Source organism: Bacillus sp. MN7755, assembly GCF_054771475.1.
The window spans coordinates 126,664-144,712 of record NZ_BTRL01000026.1; the positions used below are offsets into that span (position 1 = coordinate 126,664).

The window sequence follows — 18,049 nt, forward strand, 5'->3', positions numbered from 1 at the left end:
ATTATCGAAATAATAAGTGATATAACAATAAAAAGCAATAAACTGAATTTATGGAATATTTTTAACAAGTAGTAGTTTACTCTTTTCTGATAGAGTGTTTTCAAGTACAATGGAAATGACTGAATCATCTAACTATTTAGGGGTATAGAGGGGGGAGAAGAGATATGAAACGTAATCCGCTGATTCCGTTCGCTCTTATTGCAGCATTAGGTATTATCGTTATGTTTGTATTTTCATTTCAGGGGCTAAATAAATCTAAAGAGTTAGCTGATGCAAAAAATGGCGGGAAGCCAGCACAAACAGCATCAAAGCCAGAGGATATTGTAAAGCAAAGCTGTACGAGCTGCCACGGCGATCAGTTACAAGGGGCAGTAGGACCTAATTTACAAAAAATTGGTGGGAAACTTTCGAAAGAAGAGATTCAAGAAGTTATTTCGAAAGGAAAAGGAAATATGCCGCCAAATTTAGTTCCAGCTGATCAAGCCGCTAAAGTAGCTGATTGGTTATCGAAGAAAAAATAAAGTTTTGTGTTACAAGCCTTTTGCTTATGCAAAGGGCTTGTTTTTCTATATTTTCTAAAATACGATGAGTTATAGAGAATGGAATTGTTGCTATGGGCTTGCAACAACTACTATAAATTCATTATCATGGAGACAGACTGACAAGAGAAGGAGTAATGGAAATACATGAATGAAGTAAAGCTTTCAAAACGATTAGAAGAAGTTGTGCGTGAGATACCAGTAGGATCTACAGTTGCTGATATTGGATCGGATCATGCGTATTTACCGTGTTATACAATTATAAATAATATTGCTACTAAAGCAGTTGCTGGAGAGGTTGTAGATGGGCCATTTCGTTCTGCACAAGCAACTGTAGCTGAAAGTGGCTTACAAGATAAAGTAGATGTGCGTAAAGGGAATGGATTAGCTGTTATCGCGCCAGGAGAAGTAGATGTAATTACAGTTGCCGGAATGGGCGGAGCGTTAATTCGTGACATTTTAGAAAGTGGTAAAGAAAAATTAGAAGGTGTATCGCGTTTAATTTTACAGCCGAATATTGCAGCGCATCACATTCGTGAATGGTTTATTGAGAATGGATGGGAGCTTATCCATGAAAAAATCGTAAAAGAAGATGGGAAAATTTACGAAATTCTAGTAGGGGAGCGAGGAAACACTGCGGTGCCTTATTCTGAGAATAAACAAGCTGAATTGTTTATGGGACCATTTTTAGTAAAAGAAAAAAGTGAAGCTTTCGTTGAAAAATGGGAAGGAGAATTGAAAAACTTCCAAAATATTTTAAAGCAGTTAGAACGTGCGGCTGATTCTGAAGAAACAAAGGTGAAGCGTGAGGAAGTAGAGGCGAAAATGAAAATGATAGGGGAGGTTTTATCATGAGTAAAATTCCAAACGGCCATGAAATTATTTCTGTATTTGAAAGTATGTATCCGAAGCATTTGGCGATGGAAGGAGATAAGATTGGTCTGCAGATTGGAGCGCTTAACAAACCTGTACAGCACGTATTGATTGCGTTAGATGTAACGGAGGAAGTTGTAGATGAAGCAATTCAATTAGGAGCGAATGTCATTATTGCACATCACCCTTTAATTTTTAACCCGCTAAAAGCGATTCATACAGATAAGGCGTATGGGAAAATTATTGAAAAGTGTATTAAAAATGATATTGCCATTTATGCAGCGCATACGAATGTGGATGTTGCTAAGGGCGGAGTAAATGATTTACTTGCTGAGGCGTTAGGATTGCAAAATACAGAAGTTTTGGCACCGACATACGCAGAAGAAATGAAAAAAATTGTTGTGTTTGTGCCAGTAACTCACGCGGAAGAAGTACGAAAAGCATTAGGAGACGCAGGTGCTGGTCATATCGGCAATTATAGCCACTGTACGTTTAATAGCGAGGGTACAGGTACGTTTGTACCTCAAGAGGGAACAAATCCTTATATCGGGGAAACTGGGCAGTTAGAACGCGTAGAAGAAGTGCGAATCGAAACGATTATTCCAGCTTCATTACAGCGAAAAGTGACTAAAGCAATGGTAACGGCACATCCATATGAAGAAGTAGCATATGATGTGTATCCACTTGATAATAAAGGTGAAACGTTAGGGCTTGGAAAAATAGGCTATTTACAAGAAGAAATGACACTCGGACAGTTTGCAGAACATGTAAAGCAATCATTAGACGTAAAGGGTGCACGAGTTGTTGGGAAATTAGATGATAAAGTGCGCAAAGTAGCTGTACTTGGTGGCGATGGTAACAAATACATCAATCAAGCTAAATTTAAAGGAGCGGATGTATATGTAACAGGTGACATGTATTATCATGTTGCTCATGATGCGATGATGCTCGGTTTAAACATAGTTGACCCAGGACATAACGTTGAAAAAGTAATGAAGCAAGGTGTGCAAAAGCAATTGCAAGAAAAAGTGGATGCAAAGAAACTCAACGTACACATTCATGCTTCGCAGTTACATACAGATCCATTTACATTTGTATAAGAAAAATAAAAACCGTTGCTCATATAGGCAACGGTTTTTATTATTGTTCTTTTTTCACTTTTACACGAGGTAATATTTTTTGTAACGGTACTTTTCGAACTCTTTCCCATGTAGCGGGATTCATTGGGTCATATTGATCTAAGAAAGCGATAACTTCTTTCGTAATTGGCGTTGGAGTAGAAGCACCTGCTGTAACAGCTACGTTTTCTACACCTTGTAGCCATTCTAATTTGATTTCACTTACGTCTGCAACGCGGTATGCTTTCGTACCAGCGATTTCTTGTGATACTTGTGCTAAACGGTTTGAATTGTTACTTTTCGGATCACCAACAACAATTGTTAAGTCTGCAACATCAGCTTGTTTAGCAACGGCTTCTTGGCGAACTTGAGTTGCTAAACAAATTTCCTTATGGAATTCTGCTGTTGGGAATTTCTTCTGAATGTCCTCCATTAAATGTTGAACATCCCATTGGCTCATCGTTGTTTGATTTGTAACTAAAATTTTATCCGTTGGAATTTCTAATGTTTTTAAATCATCAGCTCTTTCGATAAGATGAACGATGTCAGGTGCAATACCAACTGCGCCTTCTGGTTCTGGATGATTTTTTTTGCCGATATAAATGACATGGTAACCTTCAGCTTTCTTTGCTTCAATAAGGTCATGTGTTTTTGTAACATCTGGGCAAGTGGCATCGATTGTTGTTAAACCTTTTTCTTTTGCACGTTGTTTAACTTCTGGAGAAACACCGTGTGCAGTGAAAATAACAGTACCAGAATCGATTTTATCTAAAATTTCTAATCGACTTGGACCGTCTAATGTAATGATACCGTCGTCTTCGAATGCATCTGTTACATGTTTGTTGTGAACAATCATACCTAAAATATAAATAGGTCTTGGTAATGTTGTATCTAATGCGGCGTTACGTGCAATAACCATCGCATCCACAACACCGTAGCAATAACCACGAGGGGAAATTTTAACAATTTTCATATGAGTAATCCTCTCCTTCTAAACAAGGGATACTTTTGTGCATAGTCTTTTACATTATAAAGGAGGAGTGGATAGAAAACAAAGGATTGTTACACATACAGTTTTGGTTTTGTTGCTATTTTTTGAACGGGCTCCTCTCGTACTTCTTTTTCTATGGCTGGCTCAATCGCTATTTTTTTTCTTTTTCTTTTTTTTTGTGGAGGAGGTGGAGTTGCTACCTCAACCTTTTCTGTTAAATCTTCAGTTTGATCTTCGGCTGGATCTTCTTCCGTACTTTTTCCAGAGGTGAGGATTTTAACAATGCTTGGGAGGTTACGCATAATGGGACCGTACTGTTCGACGACAGGACTTACAGATTGAACGACTTGGGATACTTTTTCGATATTGTTTATCATATTAGTTGGATTCGAAATTAAATTTGCAAAAAAACTGCCGATACCGCTGCTTGATGCTGCTGTAGTTGCTGCACCGCCGCGCGTTTCATTTGATTCATACATTTGAGGGGGGATCATTTGCTCGGGATGCTGCTGCATGTATGGTTGATATTGCTGTTGATATTGCTGTTGGTATTGTTGTTGATATCGCTGTGGGTATTGTTGTTGATATTGCTGTGGGTATTGCTGTTGATATTGGGGTGGCGGTTGCTGGTGTTGGTGCATCATTGGTGTCTGCCCTTCTATTTGTCGATAAGGCGGAACCATTTGCATGAAAGGTTCGGTTGGATCGTGTTTTTTAAAGAGTTTAGCAAGGAACCCTTTCTTTTTTTGTGCCATCGGTGGTAGTTGTGGAATTGGATATGGTGTATAAAGTTGTTGGCCTGGATTCGGATACATTTGCCTTGCGGGAGATTTTGGAAACATGTGAGAAATCCTCCTTTCTTCAGTTAGGTATATACACATACAATATGCAATAAGAGGGAAGAAGGTTAGTTTTTGAAGTAAAAACCTAAACTAAAGATGGATTTTACTTGTAGATTTCGATATAATGTAGACTTGACTGATTTGTGCGCGCAGTAGAAATTTAGAAAGAAGGTGTAACTTATGACACAACAAACTTTTACACAGTATGATTTTAAACCATTTTTAATAGATGCAGTTCGTGAACTACGCTTTACAGAGCCGACAGGAATTCAACAGAAAATTTTCCCGGTCGTGAAAAAAGGTGTAAGTGTAATTGGACAATCCCAAACAGGTTCTGGGAAAACACATGCATACTTACTTCCTACATTAAACAGAATTAACCCAAGTCGTGAAGAAGTACAACTTGTTATTACAGCGCCTACTCGTGAGTTAGCACAACAAATTTACGAAGAAATCGTGAAATTAACAAAGTTCTGTGCGGAAGATCAAATAATTACAGCACGTTGTTTAATTGGTGGAACTGATAAACAACGATCAATTGAAAAGTTGAAAAAACAACCTCATATTGTAGTTGGAACACCAGGACGTATTAAAGACTTAGTAGAAGCACAAGCGCTATTTGTTCATAAAGCAAATACTATTATTGTCGATGAAGCAGACTTAATGCTTGATATGGGATTCATTCATGATGTAGACAAAATTGCAGCACGCATGCCTAAAAACTTGCAAATGCTAGTTTTCTCTGCAACAATTCCTCAAAAACTAAAACCGTTTCTGAAGAAATATATGGAGAATCCAGAGCATATTCATATCAATCCAAAACAAGTTGCAGCTGGAAATATTGAGCATTATTTAGTACCTTCTAAACATCGTAACAAAATCGATTTAGTGAATAAAATGTTGCTACAATTTAAACCGTATTTAGCAGTTGTTTTCACGAATACGAAGAAGATGGCGGATCAGGTTGCTGACGGATTAATGGAACGTGGTCTAAAAGTTGGACGAATTCACGGAGATTTATCACCGCGTGATCGTAAAAAAATGATGAAACAAATTCGTGATCTAGAATTCCAATATATCGTTGCAACTGATTTAGCAGCACGTGGTATTGATATTGAAGGAATTAGTCATGTTATTAACTACGAACTTCCATCAGATTTAGATTTCTTCGTTCACCGCGTTGGAAGAACAGCACGTGCAGGCCATTCAGGTATTGCAGTGACAATTTATGATCCGGCAAACGAAGAAGCGTTAGATAGTTTAGAAAAGCAACGTAATATTGAGTTTAAGCATGTAGATTTACGCGGAGATGAGTGGGCGGATTTAGGTGAGCGTCGTCGTCGTAAGAGCCGTAAAAAACCAAATGATGAACTTGACGTTATGGCAACAAAAGTTATTAAAAAGCCGAAAAAAGTAAAACCAAACTATAAACGTAAACTTGCAACGGAACGTGACAAAGTGAAGAAAAAATATAGCAATAAAAAAAGATAAGGGATTTCCCTTATCTTTTTTTTACCCAGCTATTTGCGAGAGTCGTAATCAATATGGATAGAAAATATTGATTACAGTTTCACTTAATCCAGCTAATTTAAATGAAGAGTATAGTCTGTTTAAATAGTCATATGGATTTGTGTAGTGCATTTTTTGTGAACAAACAATTCACTACATATTTCTACAAATTATGCTATCATTATATCTATTGTATATTGAAGAGGTGATTGTATGTTAAAGATTGGATCTCATGTTTCTATGAGTGGTAAGAAAATGTTATTAGCAGCAAGTGAAGAGGCTGTTTCATACGGTGCAACGACGTTTATGATTTATACAGGTGCACCGCAAAATACAAGAAGAAAACCAATTGAAGAATTGAATATAGAAGCAGGAAGAAAACATATGGAACTAAACGGCATTGAGGAAATTATCGTACATGCGCCATATATTATTAATGTCGGGAATACGACGAAGCCAGAAACCTTCCAATTAGGTGTGGACTTCCTTCGCATGGAAATTGAAAGAACATCGGCATTAGGTGTGGCGAAACAAATCGTGCTTCACCCAGGTGCGCACGTTGGTGCAGGAGCGGATGCTGGTATTCAACAAATTATTAAAGGGCTTAATGAAGTATTAACGCCAGAGCAGACGGTTAATATTGCGTTAGAAACGATGGCAGGAAAAGGAACAGAATGCGGTCGTAGCTTTGAAGAAATTGCAAAGATTATTGATGGTGTGAAATATAATGAGAAGCTATCTGTATGCTTTGATACGTGTCATACGCACGATGCAGGATATGACATTGTAAATGACTTTGACGGTGTATTAAACGAATTTGATAAGATTGTCGGTATTGATCGTTTGCAAGTACTGCATATTAATGATAGTAAAAATGTACGCGGCGCAGGAAAGGACCGTCATGAAAATATCGGTTTTGGTCATATCGGTTATAAAGCGTTGCATCATATTGTGCATCATCCGCAGTTAATGCACGTACCGAAAATTCTTGAAACGCCATATGTAGGTGAGGATAAAAAAGATAAGAAGCCGCCATATAAATTAGAAATCGAAATGCTGAAAAATGGTACTTTTGATGAAGGGCTTCTTGAGAAAATTAAAGCGCAATAAGCAATAAGGAGGGGATTTTCCCCTCCTTATTTTAGTAGTTGCTGAAATAAAGTATTTACTTGTTGGGCAGTAGCAGGGGAGGTTACTTTTGCAATTTGTTTTAAGAGCTCTAGTCGTTCGTCATTATCGTAAATATTAATATTCTTTCCTTTCATAAGTACAACAATTTGATCAGCTTGTGCAGTCGTAATGGAAACTTCATATTCTTTACTATATTTCAATAACTCTTTTGTAGAAATATGATTTAATTTTTTATTTACAAGTTGTTTAATGAGGTTCATTGAGTTATCCTCCTTCACACGTTCTTCTATCGAAATATATGAGTACGTAGCTTGTACATATTCGTATAGAGTTTCTTTTTTCATGAGAAAAAGAAGCGTATGTTATAATAAAAGGACAAAACTATAGAAAAAGATTATAGGGAGGACTTATGGAGCAAAAGCAACATCGAAAAGAAAGTGTTATCCATCTTATGTATCGTTTAGTTATGATTATTTTCGGGGCAGCATGCGCGGCGGTAGCAATTGAACTATTTTTAATGCCAAATAAAATTATTGATGGTGGAATTATTGGTATTTCTCTTATATTAGATTATCTTACTCCTAATATTTGGTGGTTAAGTTTTTCTACTTTAGTCGTTATTCTCAATATCCCCTTTATGTATTCAGGTTATAAGCAAATCGGAAAAACGTTCATGCTATCTTCGGCGTTCGGTATTGTAGCTTTAGCGTTTATTGAATCAACTTTACATGCTGTTCCGCCATTTACAACAGAGCCAATTTTAGCGACAGTGTTTGGTGGTCTTATTTTAGGTCTTGGTGTAGGGCTCGTTATTCGTCACGGTGGATCAATGGACGGAACAGAAATTATGGGTATTTTATTAACGAAGAAATTACCTTTCTCCGTTGGCGAATTTGTAATGTTTGTGAACTTATTCATTTTTGCGTGGGCAGCATTTGTATTTGGTGTTGAACAAGCTATGTATTCTGTTATGACGTACTATATCGCATTCAAAACAATTGATACAGTCATTCAAGGTTTAGATGAAACGAAAGCAGTTTTAATTGTATCAGATCAATATGAGGAAGTATCAAATGCGATTTTACATCGTCTTGGCCGTGGAACTACAAAGCTTGTAGCGAAAGGTGGTTACACGGATAAAGAAAAAGAAGTTATATATGCCGTTGTAACGCGTCTGGAAGTGACAAAGTTAAAATCGATTGTGTATGAAATTGATGCGAATGCATTTGTTACGATTATGAGTACACAAGAGACAAATGGTGGTAAGTTTAAATCGGCTATTCACTAAAAGATTAATTGTAATATTTTTCGAAAGCAGAGAATTTTTCTCTGCTTTTTGTTATAATAGTAAGGTTTCTTGAAAAAATAGATATATTTTATGCAGATTGGTTTACAACTATAATAAGCTGTACTATAATTCAAATAGATATAAATCGGAATCATTCTGAATTAAAATAGGTGAGATGCTATGAATAATGTATTAGAAATAGAAGGATTGTCATTTCGATATGAAGATCGAAATGTGTTAGAAGATATTAATTTGCAAGTTCCGAAGGGAGCTTTTTTAGGTTTAGTTGGGCCAAATGGTTCTGGGAAATCAACCTTGTTAAAATGTTTATTAGGCGTTTTAAAGCCGAAACAGGGAAGTATTCGTTTGTTTGGTGTTGATAGTAAGAAGTTTAAAGAATGGAACAAAGTTGGTTATGTATCCCAAAAGGCAAATAGCTTTAATTCTGGTTTTCCGGCAACTGTTTTTGAAGTTGTGTCAATGGGACTCGTTTCCAAAAAAGGGCTGTTTCGCTTTTTCACGAAAAGCGATAAGGAAAAGGTAGAAAAAGCGATTGCTGATGTAGGGATGAGTGAGTTTCAGGGGCGTAATATCGGAGAACTTTCTGGTGGACAACAACAGCGTGTATTTATTGCTCGTGCGCTCGTTAGTAATCCTGAATTACTTATTTTGGACGAGCCTACTGTTGGTATCGATGTGAAGAATGTAGAAAGTTTTTATGAGATATTAGAGGATTTAAACAAAAGGTTAGGAATCACATTAATTCTCGTTACGCATGATATGGGAGCTGTTACCGAGAAAGTAACGCATGTTGCATGCTTAAACCAACATCTACATTTCCATGGAAATGTAGAAAAGTTCCGAGAGTTAGAAGATGCAGAAATGTCCGTTTTATATGGACATCATGTTCATCGTTTAGAACACGAGCATGAGCATCACGGGAGGATATAATGATACAAGATTTTTTACAATATGACTTTTTACGTAACTCTTTATATGCAGGGATTTTAATAGGACTTGTTGCACCGCTTATCGGTGTATTTGTTGTCATTCGCCGTATGTCACTTATTGCAGATGCATTAAGTCACGTGACATTATCGGGTATTGCTGCAAGTTTACTACTAGAAAAAACAATTTTCACAGGGGGATTTTTAAATCCGTTATATATGGGGATGATTTTTTCTATTGGTGGGGCGTTACTTATTGAAAAATTACGTACTGTATATAAACATTATCAAGAATTAGCAATTCCGATTATTCTTTCAGCAGGAATGGGGATTGGTGTTATTTTTATTTCACTTGCAAATGGATTTAACACAGATTTATTTAGTTATTTATTTGGTAGTGTAAGTGCTGTAACAAGTACGGATTTAATAATCATCGGCATTGTAGCAATTGTTGTTATTGTAACGATTACTCTATTATACAAAGAGTTATTTTTACTATCGTTTGATGAGGAATACGCTGTATCAACCGGTTTGAGTGCAAAGTGGATTCACTTTATTTTCATTATATTGGTTGCGCTTGTTATTGCAGTATCAATGCGTGTAGTAGGGGTTCTTCTCGTATCATCATTAATGACGTTACCAGTTGCAGCGAGTATTCGTATTGCTAATGGATTTAAACAAACAATTTTCTTTTCCATTTTATTTGGTGAAATTGCAGTAATTGGTGGAATGTTTGCTTCGTATCAACTTGATCTAGCACCAGGTGGTACAATTGTTATGATAGCAGTTCTTATTTTAATTGGTGCGATTTTATGGAAGAAGAAAAAAACTGCATAAAGTAGGGATAGATATGAATCTAACAGAAGCTTTACGCCTAATGAAAGATAAAGGATACAAACATACTGGAAAAAGGGAAGAAATGCTCAGGTTATTTGCAGCTCACAATCGTTATTTAACGGCGAAAGACGTTTTAGAGCATATGAAGGATGATTATCCGGGTCTTAGCTTTGATACAATTTATCGTAACTTAACGGTGTTTGCTGAAATTGGTGTTTTAGAACAAACAGAATTAAATGGTGAGAAACATTTTCGTTTTACATGCTCTATTATGGAACATCATCATCATTTTATTTGTTTAGATTGCGGGGGAACGAAAGAAATCACTTCCTGCCCGATGGATTTTATGAATAAAGATTTTAACGGTTATGAAGTAACAGGTCATAAGTTTGAAATATACGGCCGTTGTCCAAAATGTGCAAAGTAAAAGCTCGTCAGTTATATAACTGACGAGCTTTTTTACGTAGAAAAAAGGTTGCTCACCAATATTGTGAGCAACCTTCTTTTTATTGTTCTTGTGCTTCTTTTTCTTTTTCTCGTTCAGCAGCCATTTCAGCAGCAATTACGTCGATTTCTTTTTTCAGTTCTTCTACCATTATTTCTTCTGGTACTTTACGAACAACTTGCCCTTTGCGGAATAATAGACCTTCTCCGCGTGCACCAGCAATACCGATATCAGCTTCACGAGCTTCACCAGGACCATTTACAGCGCAGCCAAGTACTGCAACTTTAATTGGTACTTGCAGTGTAGAGATGTATTCTTCCACCTCGTTGGCAATGCTAATTAAATCAATTTCAATACGACCACAAGTTGGACAAGAAATAAGTGTTGCTGCATTAGATGCAAGGCCGAATGACTTTAATAGTTCACGCGCAACTTTTACTTCTTCAACTGGGTCAGCACTTAATGAAATACGTAATGTATTTCCGATACCCTTATTTAAGATTGCTCCAAGACCAGCGGCACTTTTTACAGTTCCAGCAAATAAAGTTCCAGATTCTGTAATACCTAAATGTAATGGATAATCAAAAGCACGTGCAGCTTTTTCGTATGCTTCAATTGCTAAGTTAACATCAGAGGCTTTCATAGATACGATAATATCGTGGAAATCTAAGTCCTCTAAAATTTTAATATGATGTAAGGCGCTCTCAACCATACCATCTGCAGTTGGGTATCCGTATTTTTCTAAAATGTGACGCTCTAATGAACCTGCGTTTACACCGATACGGATTGGAATACCGCGTTCTTTTGCTGCATTTACAACAGCTTCTACTTTATGGCGACGACCAATGTTACCTGGATTGATACGTACTTTATCAATGCCGCCTTCAATTGCTTTTAAAGCAAGGCGATAATCAAAATGAATATCAGCAACAAGTGGAATGTTGATTTGTTTTTTAATATCAGCAATAGCATTTGCTGCGCGTTCGTCTGGAACAGCAACACGCACGACTTGACAGCCAGCTTCTTCTAAACGTTTAATTTCAGCAACTGTTGCTTCAACATCATGTGTTTTTGTTGTTGTCATACTTTGTATAATTAATTCATTATTACCGCCAATTGTTAAATTACCGACTTTAACTGGACGTGTTTTTGTACGATGAGTCATTTCATTCACGAATAGATCGCTCTCCTTATAAAAGAAGTTTCTTATTTAGTCCCTTATATCAATGATAGTATACGTGATACAGGGCTACAGAAACCGAAGTGCTCGGTTTCACTTTTACTATTGTATCAGCGCCTTTATGTAATTGACAAGGATTAAGTGATTGCTTATTGATATAAAGGGAATTTATAAGACTTTCCAATTTGTATTTTTGTAGCAGATGTACTTTTGTTTAGTTCTTTAAAGTCATCAATTACCTTTTCAATAGAAGGGATTTTTTTCTTGTTAATTTGTTCGGTTATAGAAAGAACTGTTTCACCTGTTTTGACTTCAATTGTTTTATAAGTTACATTTGTTTCTTTTTCTGCTTTGTTCTCTTTATTTTGTTTTGTATCTGTATTTTCTTGTTTTATCGTTTGGGCTGCATTTGTTTTTTTATATGAACTTAACATCGGTAAAGTGCCGATTTTTATATCGTAATAAAATATATAACCAAGAACAAGCACGAATAAGAATATACCTAATCTCTTCATATTCTTCACTCCTTTGCTAGGAATATATGCTTGTCCAAAAAAAAAATGCCTATTTAGGCATTTTTTCGGTCTTATTTTTCTTTCGGTTTTGGAACTTCTTTAATCGTTAAGTATAGAACAATTAAAACAACTGCGATATAAATGAATGTTGAACCAGGTACAACGATTTTGAATAAATCCATAATCATAAAGAAGATTGTTGGAATTGTGTAGCTGTAAGCAGTTAACGTCCATACTTGCTTATAAGATAATTTACGTTGACCACTCATAGCAGAACCTATAAACGCAAGTAAAGTAATTCCTAAGAAAGTAATAAACAATTGGAATAGGTATACTAACACGCCGATAACGGCTAGTAAAATTGGATAAATACTATCGAATACAGAAATGAAATCTTGCAAATCCTTTTTCTCAAGAGATGTCCCTAATAAATCATTATAGGAGTATGTTTGTGTTTGACCATTTCCTATAGAAACTACTTTATCTTTTAAAATAAATAAACCAGTTTTATTTTGATATTTTTCGATATCTGTTGTATTTGGATCAAATACGAAAAGAGCATCTCCCTCTTCTTTTTGAATAGGTTGTTCAATATCAGCTTTTAGTTCACCATTTTCGATTTTAAAATCAGGTAAATCTTTTTCAATTGCTTGATTTACCATGGTCACACTATCTTGGATAAAGCTACCGTAAAAGAATGTTCTTGGGATAGTAGTGATTAGACAAAGTAGCATAATATACAAAATGGTTTTTCCGATTTTTTGAAAACGGAATAGCGCCATATCTTTAGGCGAATATACGCTTTTGGCTAATTGGGTAAATATGGACATAGATTCACTTCCTTTATGTATGTATAAAATCATTGTAACGTAGGAATCTAGGGAATCTCAAGATATATTATATTTACATATAGTGGAGATAACTAAATTTCTTTTATTAATTTTCTTCTTTTAAATGAGAAAAATACAATTGACACTTTTCTTTTCTATATGGTAAATTTATCTTACATTTCTTAAAGGATATATCCGATAGGAATTCCTTTATTTGAAGTATTGTTACATACATAATTGTGGACCCTTAGCTCAGCTGGTTAGAGCAGACGGCTCATAACCGTCCGGTCGTAGGTTCGAGTCCTACAGGGTCCATATCCATTTCACATGTTTATTATGTCAGCAGGAAGCTTCCTTGTAGAAGGGAGCTTTTTTTATGAAATATATGAGCATTTTAATTGAAAAGAAGTGGGAATTTTGCTACTTTAATGATAGCAAGACAATGTGATTTATTTGTTTGCACCCTATGGCAATTAGGGTAGAATGAAGTTGTATGTCACTTAAGTGGCAATACATAAACTGGGAGGAATATAACAATGGCAAAACACGAATTACCAAATTTACCTTATGCGTATGATGCTTTAGAGCCTCACTTTGACAAAGAAACAATGAACATCCATCATACTAAACACCATAACACGTACATCACAAACTTAAACGCTGCTTTAGAAGGTCATGCAGAATTAGCTGACAAAAGCGTAGAAGAATTAGTTGCAAACTTAAACGAAGTACCAGAAGCAATCCGTACAGCAGTACGTAACAATGGTGGTGGACATGCTAACCACACATTCTTCTGGACAATCTTATCTCCAAACGGCGGCGGACAACCAGTAGGTGAACTTGCAACTGCAATTGAAGCGAAATTCGGTAGCTTCGATGCATTCAAAGAAGAATTCGCAAAAGCTGGCGCAACTCGCTTCGGTTCTGGTTGGGCTTGGTTAGTAGTAAATAATGGTGAGTTAGAAGTAACAAGCACGCCAAACCAAGATTCTCCTCTAACTGAAGGTAAAACTCCAGTTATCGGTTTAGATGTTTGGGAACATGCTTACTACTTAAATTACCAAAACCGTCGTCCAGACTACATCGGTGCATTCTGGAACGTTGTAGATTGGAACGCTGCTGAAAAACGTTACCAAGAAGCAAAATAATTGTAATAATGATAGAAAAAGCTAGGAGAGTGCTCCTAGCTTTTTTCTATGCTTTCCTTTTACATAATTGGGCTTGTCTTTGGAAGACTAGAACATGAAGTAAAGGAGAGTTGTGTATGAAGTGGAAACATATAATTGGTGACGTTGAAGTGAATCGGGATTTAGTGTTATTGCTCCTTATTGGAGGTTTATACACGCTCGCAATTTCTTTATCGAATACGTTTGTTAACATTTATTTATGGAAACAAACACAAAATTATGTGAATCTTGGCTTGTATAATTTGGCCAGCGTTGTATTACAGCCTCTCACATTTCTTATAGGTGGGAAATTAGCGAAGCGTATTGATCGCTCAATCTTGTTAAGAATAGGCGTAGGAACGTTAGCGATTTTTTTTATCGTTGTTTTAGTAGCCGGAAAAAGCGCTTCTCACTATATTTTATTAATGGGGGCTCTTTTAGGAGTTGGATATGGTTTTTACTGGCTCGCGTTTAACTTATTAACATTTGAGATTACAGAACCAGAAACAAGAGATTTCTTTAACGGGTTTCTTGGACTTCTTACATCCTTCTCTGGCATGATTGGACCGATAGCAGCTGGATACACAATTTCGCGTATGGAAAAATGGAGTGGCTATACGGTCATATTCTTTCTTTCATTAGTGCTATTTGCAATCGCTGTTGTTTTAAGCTTTTTTTTATCTAAGAGAGAATGTGAAGGTAGCTATGAGATCACGCAAGTTTTGAAAGAGCGACGAATTGATAAAAATTGGGGAAGAATTACACGTGCTCATTTTTTCCAAGGATTGAGAGAGGGAACATTTATTTTTGTTATTTCAGTATACGTGTACTTAGCGACCGATAGTGAGCTCGCATTAGGAAAATATAGCTTAGTAAATTCTGCTGTATCATTTGTATGTTATTACTTAGTCGCTCGTATGTTAAAGAAAGAGTGGCGAAAAAAAGCAATTTTACTTGGAGGCATTATTTTATATGCGGTTGTATTTTTAGTTATATTTAATGTTACATACACAAAATTACTTATTTATGCAGCATGCATTGCGATTGCATACCCTATTTTACTCGTTCCGTATGGATCGATGACATATGATGTAATTGGTAGAGCGAAAAATGCGAGAGAGTGGCGTGTAGAGTATGTAGTTGTCCGAGAATTATGGTTAAATGCTGGAAGAATTTGTTCAGTATTAAGTTTTTTATGTGCTGTATTATTCTTTCCGCCTGAAAAGAGTTTACCTTTTTTACTATGTATTTTAGGTGCTGGACATTTTCTTATTTATTTTGCAGTTAAAAATGTCAAATATGATGAGGGAAATGCGGGGAAAACAAGTGTTGTAGCGCAAGGAACCACGCAGAACCAAACTGAACCAGAAGGTTAACTTCTGGTTTGTTTTATGCTAGAATAGAAAAAGATGTAAGACAGCAGTGAGGACACCTGTACGAGGGTGTCCCTTTCACATTACATAGCTGTTGGTAGAGGGGGTTTGTATGAGCAAGAAGCAGAAACAACAAAAGAAAAAGACTCACGTTCCTTTTCGGTTAAACGTGCTGTTTTTCTGCGTGTTTTTAATGTTCTCCGCGGTTATTGTAAGGCTTGGATATGTACAAATTGTTCGCGGTGAAGAATACAAGAATGAAGTGGAGAGGAAAGAGAACTCGACGATAAGTAATCCTGTACCACGTGGAAAAATATTTGACCGTTATGGGCGAGCTGTAGTAGATAATGCAGCTGTTCGTACGATTACATTTACAAAAATGAAAGGATCAACTGCAGAGGCTCGGTTAGAAACAGCGAAGAAGCTAGCAGATTTGATTGAAGTACCGACAGATAAATTAACAGATCGCGATAAAAAAGATTATTGGCTTGCTATTCATAAAGAGGAAGCCAAAGAAAAAATTACGAATAAAGATCGTCAAGAGTTGAAAGATAAGAAAATTGACGATAAAGAATTAGATGAGCGTCAACGAAATCGCGTGACAGAAGAAGAAGTGAATCAATTATCCGCAAAAGATTTAGAAATATTAGCGATTAAAAGCAAAATGGACGGCGGATATGCAATGACACCACAAGTCATTAAGAAGGATGCAACAGATAAAGAATATGCGATTATTAGTGAAAAGTTAGCGGAATTGCCAGGAGTAGATACAAGTGTCGATTGGGAACGAAAATATGCATATGATGGTGATTTGTTCCGAAGTGTACTTGGTGGTGTAACAACTTCTGATGAAGGCTTACCGAAAGAGCGTTTAGATTACTATCTTGTTCGTGATTATAATCGAAATGACCGCGTAGGGAAAAGTTATCTTGAGCAGCAATATGAAGATAGCCTGCACGGTACGAAAGCAGAAGTGAAAAATATTACAGATAAAAACGGTAATATTTTAGAAACGATTAATGTATCAAAAGGGCAAAGTGGTAATGACTTGAGCTTAACAATCGATATGGAATTACAAAAGCGTGTAGAAGAAATTATCACGAAAAATTTATTGAGATATAAAGGCGGACAACCTCTTTTAGATCGTGCATTCGTTGTAATGATGAATCCGAAAAATGGTGAAGTTTTATCTATGGCTGGGAAACAGTTAGTGAATGAAAATGGCGAAACGAAAGTACAAGATTTCGCATTAGGAACGATGACAAGTTCATATCCGATGGGATCGACTGTAAAAGGTGCGACAGTACTTACGGGGTATCAAACAGGTGCGATTAAACCAGGTTCCTCTCAACTCGATGAACCAATCGTATTGAAAGGAACACCGAAGAAATCTTCTTGGAAGACGATGGGATATATTAATGATCTGACAGCATTAAAAATGTCTTCTAACGTATATATGTTTAAAACAGCGATGAATATCGCAGGTGTTCAATATGTGAGAGGTGGTACGTTAGATATACCACAAAAAGCATTTGATACGATGCGTTATTATTTCGGACAGTTTGGACTTGGTGTGAAAACAGGTATTGATTTACCGAATGAATCAGCCGGCCAAACAGGTAGAGGAAATCAGCCAGGTTTCCTATTAGATTTATCAATTGGACAGTATGATACGTATACACCGCTTCAATTAGCACAATATGTTTCAACAATTGCAAATGGTGGTTACCGTATGCAGCCGCAAGTTGTGAAAGAAATTCGTCAACCTTCAGTGAAACCAGACGAAGTTGGAAAAGTTGTTCATTCAATGGAACCGAAAGTACTAAACCGTATTGATATGCCTGAATCACAAATTAAACGTGTTCAGGAAGGATTTAGACAAGTATTTAACGAATCTGGTGGTACAGCTGCGAAATACTTTACAGGTGCACCATATAAAGCTGCTGGTAAAACAGGTACAGCTCAAACTGTGTATGGCGGAGATCAAGAGATTGGTAGAAAGGCAAACGGTGAGCGTAAAGAGACATATAACTTAACTTTAGTAGGTTATGCGCCACTTGAAGATCCTGAAGTAGCATTTTCTGTTGTTGTACCTTGGGTAGATGATAAATCAGGTATTAACGGTTATATTAGTCGTGACATTATGGACGCGTACTTTGATTTGAAAAAGGAAGAAAATGGTGAAGCTTCAACAGATGAAAAAGACAATAAAAATAAAAATGTAGATCAAGACGATGAATAAAAAGATTGTAAAAAAAGCACACTAACTGAAAAGTTAGTGTGCTTTTTTTTATGGTTCATGCATACGTTTTAATAAAGTGGACAAGCATATAATAATATCGAAAAATTAAGAGGCTTCACAAATGATACGTATGCATCTCCTCTAGAGGATAACTGTTTTATAGACCAATCATCAATGAAGATGCACAGTGGCTACGGATTAAAATTTTACTTAATGTTGATTC

General features: G+C 36.3%; 18 protein-coding genes and 1 tRNA gene. 13 read left to right on the forward strand and 6 right to left on the reverse strand.

Features of this window, described 5'->3' with window-relative positions:
- Positions 1 to 164 precede the first annotated feature (164 nt).
- From cccA to ACYVEC_RS26035, 3 genes are all read left to right on the forward strand, one after another.
- Positions 165 to 521, forward strand: coding sequence for a cytochrome c550 (cccA, locus tag ACYVEC_RS26025; protein WP_000828148.1), 357 nt, complete (start codon positions 165 to 167; stop codon positions 519 to 521).
- Positions 522 to 686: 165 nt separating this feature from the next.
- Complete coding sequence (locus tag ACYVEC_RS26030; RefSeq protein WP_063222932.1) at positions 687 to 1,394, forward strand: tRNA (adenine(22)-N(1))-methyltransferase; 708 nt, start codon at positions 687 to 689, stop codon at positions 1,392 to 1,394.
- On the forward strand, positions 1,391 to 2,512 hold the full coding sequence (locus ACYVEC_RS26035) for a Nif3-like dinuclear metal center hexameric protein (RefSeq protein WP_063222933.1): 1,122 nt from the start codon (positions 1,391 to 1,393) through the stop codon (positions 2,510 to 2,512). Before ACYVEC_RS26030 ends, ACYVEC_RS26035 begins: the two co-directional genes overlap by 4 nt.
- Before the next feature lie 40 nt (positions 2,513 to 2,552).
- Here ACYVEC_RS26035 and ACYVEC_RS26040 read toward each other — a convergent pair whose 3' ends face one another.
- Positions 2,553 to 3,503, reverse strand: a complete 951-nt coding sequence (locus tag ACYVEC_RS26040; protein WP_063222934.1) for a 4-hydroxy-3-methylbut-2-enyl diphosphate reductase — start codon at positions 3,501 to 3,503, stop codon at positions 2,553 to 2,555.
- 89 nt (positions 3,504 to 3,592) lie between these two features.
- On the reverse strand, positions 3,593 to 4,363 hold the full coding sequence (gene vrrA / locus ACYVEC_RS26045; RefSeq protein ID WP_063222935.1) for a VrrA/YqfQ family protein: 771 nt from the start codon (positions 4,361 to 4,363) through the stop codon (positions 3,593 to 3,595).
- Between the two features lie 180 nt (positions 4,364 to 4,543).
- On the opposite strand from vrrA, the gene ACYVEC_RS26050 reads away from it, so the two are divergent.
- Entirely contained in the window at positions 4,544 to 5,854 is a 1,311-nt protein-coding gene (locus tag ACYVEC_RS26050; protein ID WP_060632293.1) for a DEAD/DEAH box helicase, read from the forward strand.
- A 231-nt stretch (positions 5,855 to 6,085) separates the two neighbouring features.
- Positions 6,086 to 6,982, forward strand: coding sequence for a deoxyribonuclease IV (locus ACYVEC_RS26055; RefSeq protein WP_000912460.1), 897 nt, complete (start codon positions 6,086 to 6,088; stop codon positions 6,980 to 6,982).
- Positions 6,983 to 7,008: 26 nt separating this feature from the next.
- Here the strand turns inward: ACYVEC_RS26055 and ACYVEC_RS26060 are convergent, their stop codons facing one another.
- The gene (locus ACYVEC_RS26060; protein WP_063222936.1) at positions 7,009 to 7,263 is read right to left on the reverse strand and encodes a DUF2624 domain-containing protein; all 255 of its coding nucleotides are present in this window, start codon (positions 7,261 to 7,263) and stop codon (positions 7,009 to 7,011) included.
- A 149-nt stretch (positions 7,264 to 7,412) separates the two neighbouring features.
- Here ACYVEC_RS26060 and ACYVEC_RS26065 point away from each other — a divergent pair, with 149 nt between their 5' ends.
- From ACYVEC_RS26065 to ACYVEC_RS26080, 4 genes are all read left to right on the forward strand, one after another.
- Positions 7,413 to 8,291 (forward strand): YitT family protein, encoded by an 879-nt coding sequence (locus ACYVEC_RS26065; protein WP_000435966.1) that lies wholly within the window; start codon positions 7,413 to 7,415, stop codon positions 8,289 to 8,291.
- Between the two features lie 180 nt (positions 8,292 to 8,471).
- Positions 8,472 to 9,242, forward strand: a complete 771-nt coding sequence (locus ACYVEC_RS26070) for a metal ABC transporter ATP-binding protein (protein WP_063222937.1) — start codon at positions 8,472 to 8,474, stop codon at positions 9,240 to 9,242.
- Positions 9,242 to 10,075, forward strand: coding sequence for a metal ABC transporter permease (locus ACYVEC_RS26075; RefSeq protein WP_000613823.1), 834 nt, complete (start codon positions 9,242 to 9,244; stop codon positions 10,073 to 10,075). Before ACYVEC_RS26070 ends, ACYVEC_RS26075 begins: the two co-directional genes overlap by 1 nt.
- A gap of 13 nt (positions 10,076 to 10,088) precedes the next feature.
- Positions 10,089 to 10,502, forward strand: coding sequence for a Fur family transcriptional regulator (locus ACYVEC_RS26080; protein WP_001054512.1), 414 nt, complete (start codon positions 10,089 to 10,091; stop codon positions 10,500 to 10,502).
- A 79-nt stretch (positions 10,503 to 10,581) separates the two neighbouring features.
- Here ACYVEC_RS26080 and ispG read toward each other — a convergent pair whose 3' ends face one another.
- From ispG to ACYVEC_RS26095, 3 genes are all read right to left on the reverse strand, one after another.
- The gene (gene ispG / locus ACYVEC_RS26085) at positions 10,582 to 11,685 is read right to left on the reverse strand and encodes a flavodoxin-dependent (E)-4-hydroxy-3-methylbut-2-enyl-diphosphate synthase (RefSeq protein ID WP_140350543.1); all 1,104 of its coding nucleotides are present in this window, start codon (positions 11,683 to 11,685) and stop codon (positions 10,582 to 10,584) included.
- 164 nt (positions 11,686 to 11,849) lie between these two features.
- On the reverse strand, positions 11,850 to 12,215 hold the full coding sequence (locus ACYVEC_RS26090) for a hypothetical protein (RefSeq protein WP_063222938.1): 366 nt from the start codon (positions 12,213 to 12,215) through the stop codon (positions 11,850 to 11,852).
- Between the two features lie 71 nt (positions 12,216 to 12,286).
- Positions 12,287 to 13,045, reverse strand: coding sequence for a DUF1189 domain-containing protein (locus ACYVEC_RS26095; RefSeq protein ID WP_016086261.1), 759 nt, complete (start codon positions 13,043 to 13,045; stop codon positions 12,287 to 12,289).
- Between the two features lie 241 nt (positions 13,046 to 13,286).
- Between ACYVEC_RS26095 and ACYVEC_RS26100 the strand changes: the two genes are divergently transcribed.
- From ACYVEC_RS26100 to ACYVEC_RS26115, 4 genes are all read left to right on the forward strand, one after another.
- A tRNA-Ile gene (locus ACYVEC_RS26100) sits at positions 13,287 to 13,360 on the forward strand.
- Positions 13,361 to 13,581: 221 nt separating this feature from the next.
- Entirely contained in the window at positions 13,582 to 14,193 is a 612-nt protein-coding gene (gene sodA / locus ACYVEC_RS26105) for a superoxide dismutase [Mn] (RefSeq protein WP_001052031.1), read from the forward strand.
- Between the two features lie 116 nt (positions 14,194 to 14,309).
- Positions 14,310 to 15,587: an MFS transporter gene (locus tag ACYVEC_RS26110; RefSeq protein ID WP_060632288.1), complete on the forward strand. Its 1,278-nt coding sequence runs from the start codon at positions 14,310 to 14,312 to the stop codon at positions 15,585 to 15,587.
- 109 nt (positions 15,588 to 15,696) lie between these two features.
- Positions 15,697 to 17,826 (forward strand): peptidoglycan D,D-transpeptidase FtsI family protein, encoded by a 2,130-nt coding sequence (locus tag ACYVEC_RS26115; protein WP_063222939.1) that lies wholly within the window; start codon positions 15,697 to 15,699, stop codon positions 17,824 to 17,826.
- The last annotated feature ends 223 nt before the right edge of the window (positions 17,827 to 18,049 follow it).

What these genes read in the sequence shown, in the direction of transcription:
- cccA (WP_000828148.1), top strand. Translation starts at nt 165, where the DNA reads ATGAAACGTAATCCGCTGATTCCGTTCGCTCTTATTGCAGCATTAGGT.
- ACYVEC_RS26030 (WP_063222932.1), top strand. Translation starts at nt 687, where the DNA reads ATGAATGAAGTAAAGCTTTCAAAACGATTAGAAGAAGTTGTGCGTGAG.
- ACYVEC_RS26035 (WP_063222933.1), top strand. Translation starts at nt 1,391, where the DNA reads ATGAGTAAAATTCCAAACGGCCATGAAATTATTTCTGTATTTGAAAGT.
- ACYVEC_RS26040 (WP_063222934.1), bottom strand. Translation starts at nt 3,503, where the DNA reads ATGAAAATTGTTAAAATTTCCCCTCGTGGTTATTGCTACGGTGTTGTG.
- vrrA (WP_063222935.1), bottom strand. Translation starts at nt 4,363, where the DNA reads ATGTTTCCAAAATCTCCCGCAAGGCAAATGTATCCGAATCCAGGCCAA.
- ACYVEC_RS26050 (WP_060632293.1), top strand. Translation starts at nt 4,544, where the DNA reads ATGACACAACAAACTTTTACACAGTATGATTTTAAACCATTTTTAATA.
- ACYVEC_RS26055 (WP_000912460.1), top strand. Translation starts at nt 6,086, where the DNA reads ATGTTAAAGATTGGATCTCATGTTTCTATGAGTGGTAAGAAAATGTTA.
- ACYVEC_RS26060 (WP_063222936.1), bottom strand. Translation starts at nt 7,263, where the DNA reads ATGAACCTCATTAAACAACTTGTAAATAAAAAATTAAATCATATTTCT.
- ACYVEC_RS26065 (WP_000435966.1), top strand. Translation starts at nt 7,413, where the DNA reads ATGGAGCAAAAGCAACATCGAAAAGAAAGTGTTATCCATCTTATGTAT.
- ACYVEC_RS26070 (WP_063222937.1), top strand. Translation starts at nt 8,472, where the DNA reads ATGAATAATGTATTAGAAATAGAAGGATTGTCATTTCGATATGAAGAT.
- ACYVEC_RS26075 (WP_000613823.1), top strand. Translation starts at nt 9,242, where the DNA reads ATGATACAAGATTTTTTACAATATGACTTTTTACGTAACTCTTTATAT.
- ACYVEC_RS26080 (WP_001054512.1), top strand. Translation starts at nt 10,089, where the DNA reads ATGAATCTAACAGAAGCTTTACGCCTAATGAAAGATAAAGGATACAAA.
- ispG (WP_140350543.1), bottom strand. Translation starts at nt 11,685, where the DNA reads ATGACTCATCGTACAAAAACACGTCCAGTTAAAGTCGGTAATTTAACA.
- ACYVEC_RS26090 (WP_063222938.1), bottom strand. Translation starts at nt 12,215, where the DNA reads ATGAAGAGATTAGGTATATTCTTATTCGTGCTTGTTCTTGGTTATATA.
- ACYVEC_RS26095 (WP_016086261.1), bottom strand. Translation starts at nt 13,045, where the DNA reads ATGTCCATATTTACCCAATTAGCCAAAAGCGTATATTCGCCTAAAGAT.
- sodA (WP_001052031.1), top strand. Translation starts at nt 13,582, where the DNA reads ATGGCAAAACACGAATTACCAAATTTACCTTATGCGTATGATGCTTTA.
- ACYVEC_RS26110 (WP_060632288.1), top strand. Translation starts at nt 14,310, where the DNA reads ATGAAGTGGAAACATATAATTGGTGACGTTGAAGTGAATCGGGATTTA.
- ACYVEC_RS26115 (WP_063222939.1), top strand. Translation starts at nt 15,697, where the DNA reads ATGAGCAAGAAGCAGAAACAACAAAAGAAAAAGACTCACGTTCCTTTT.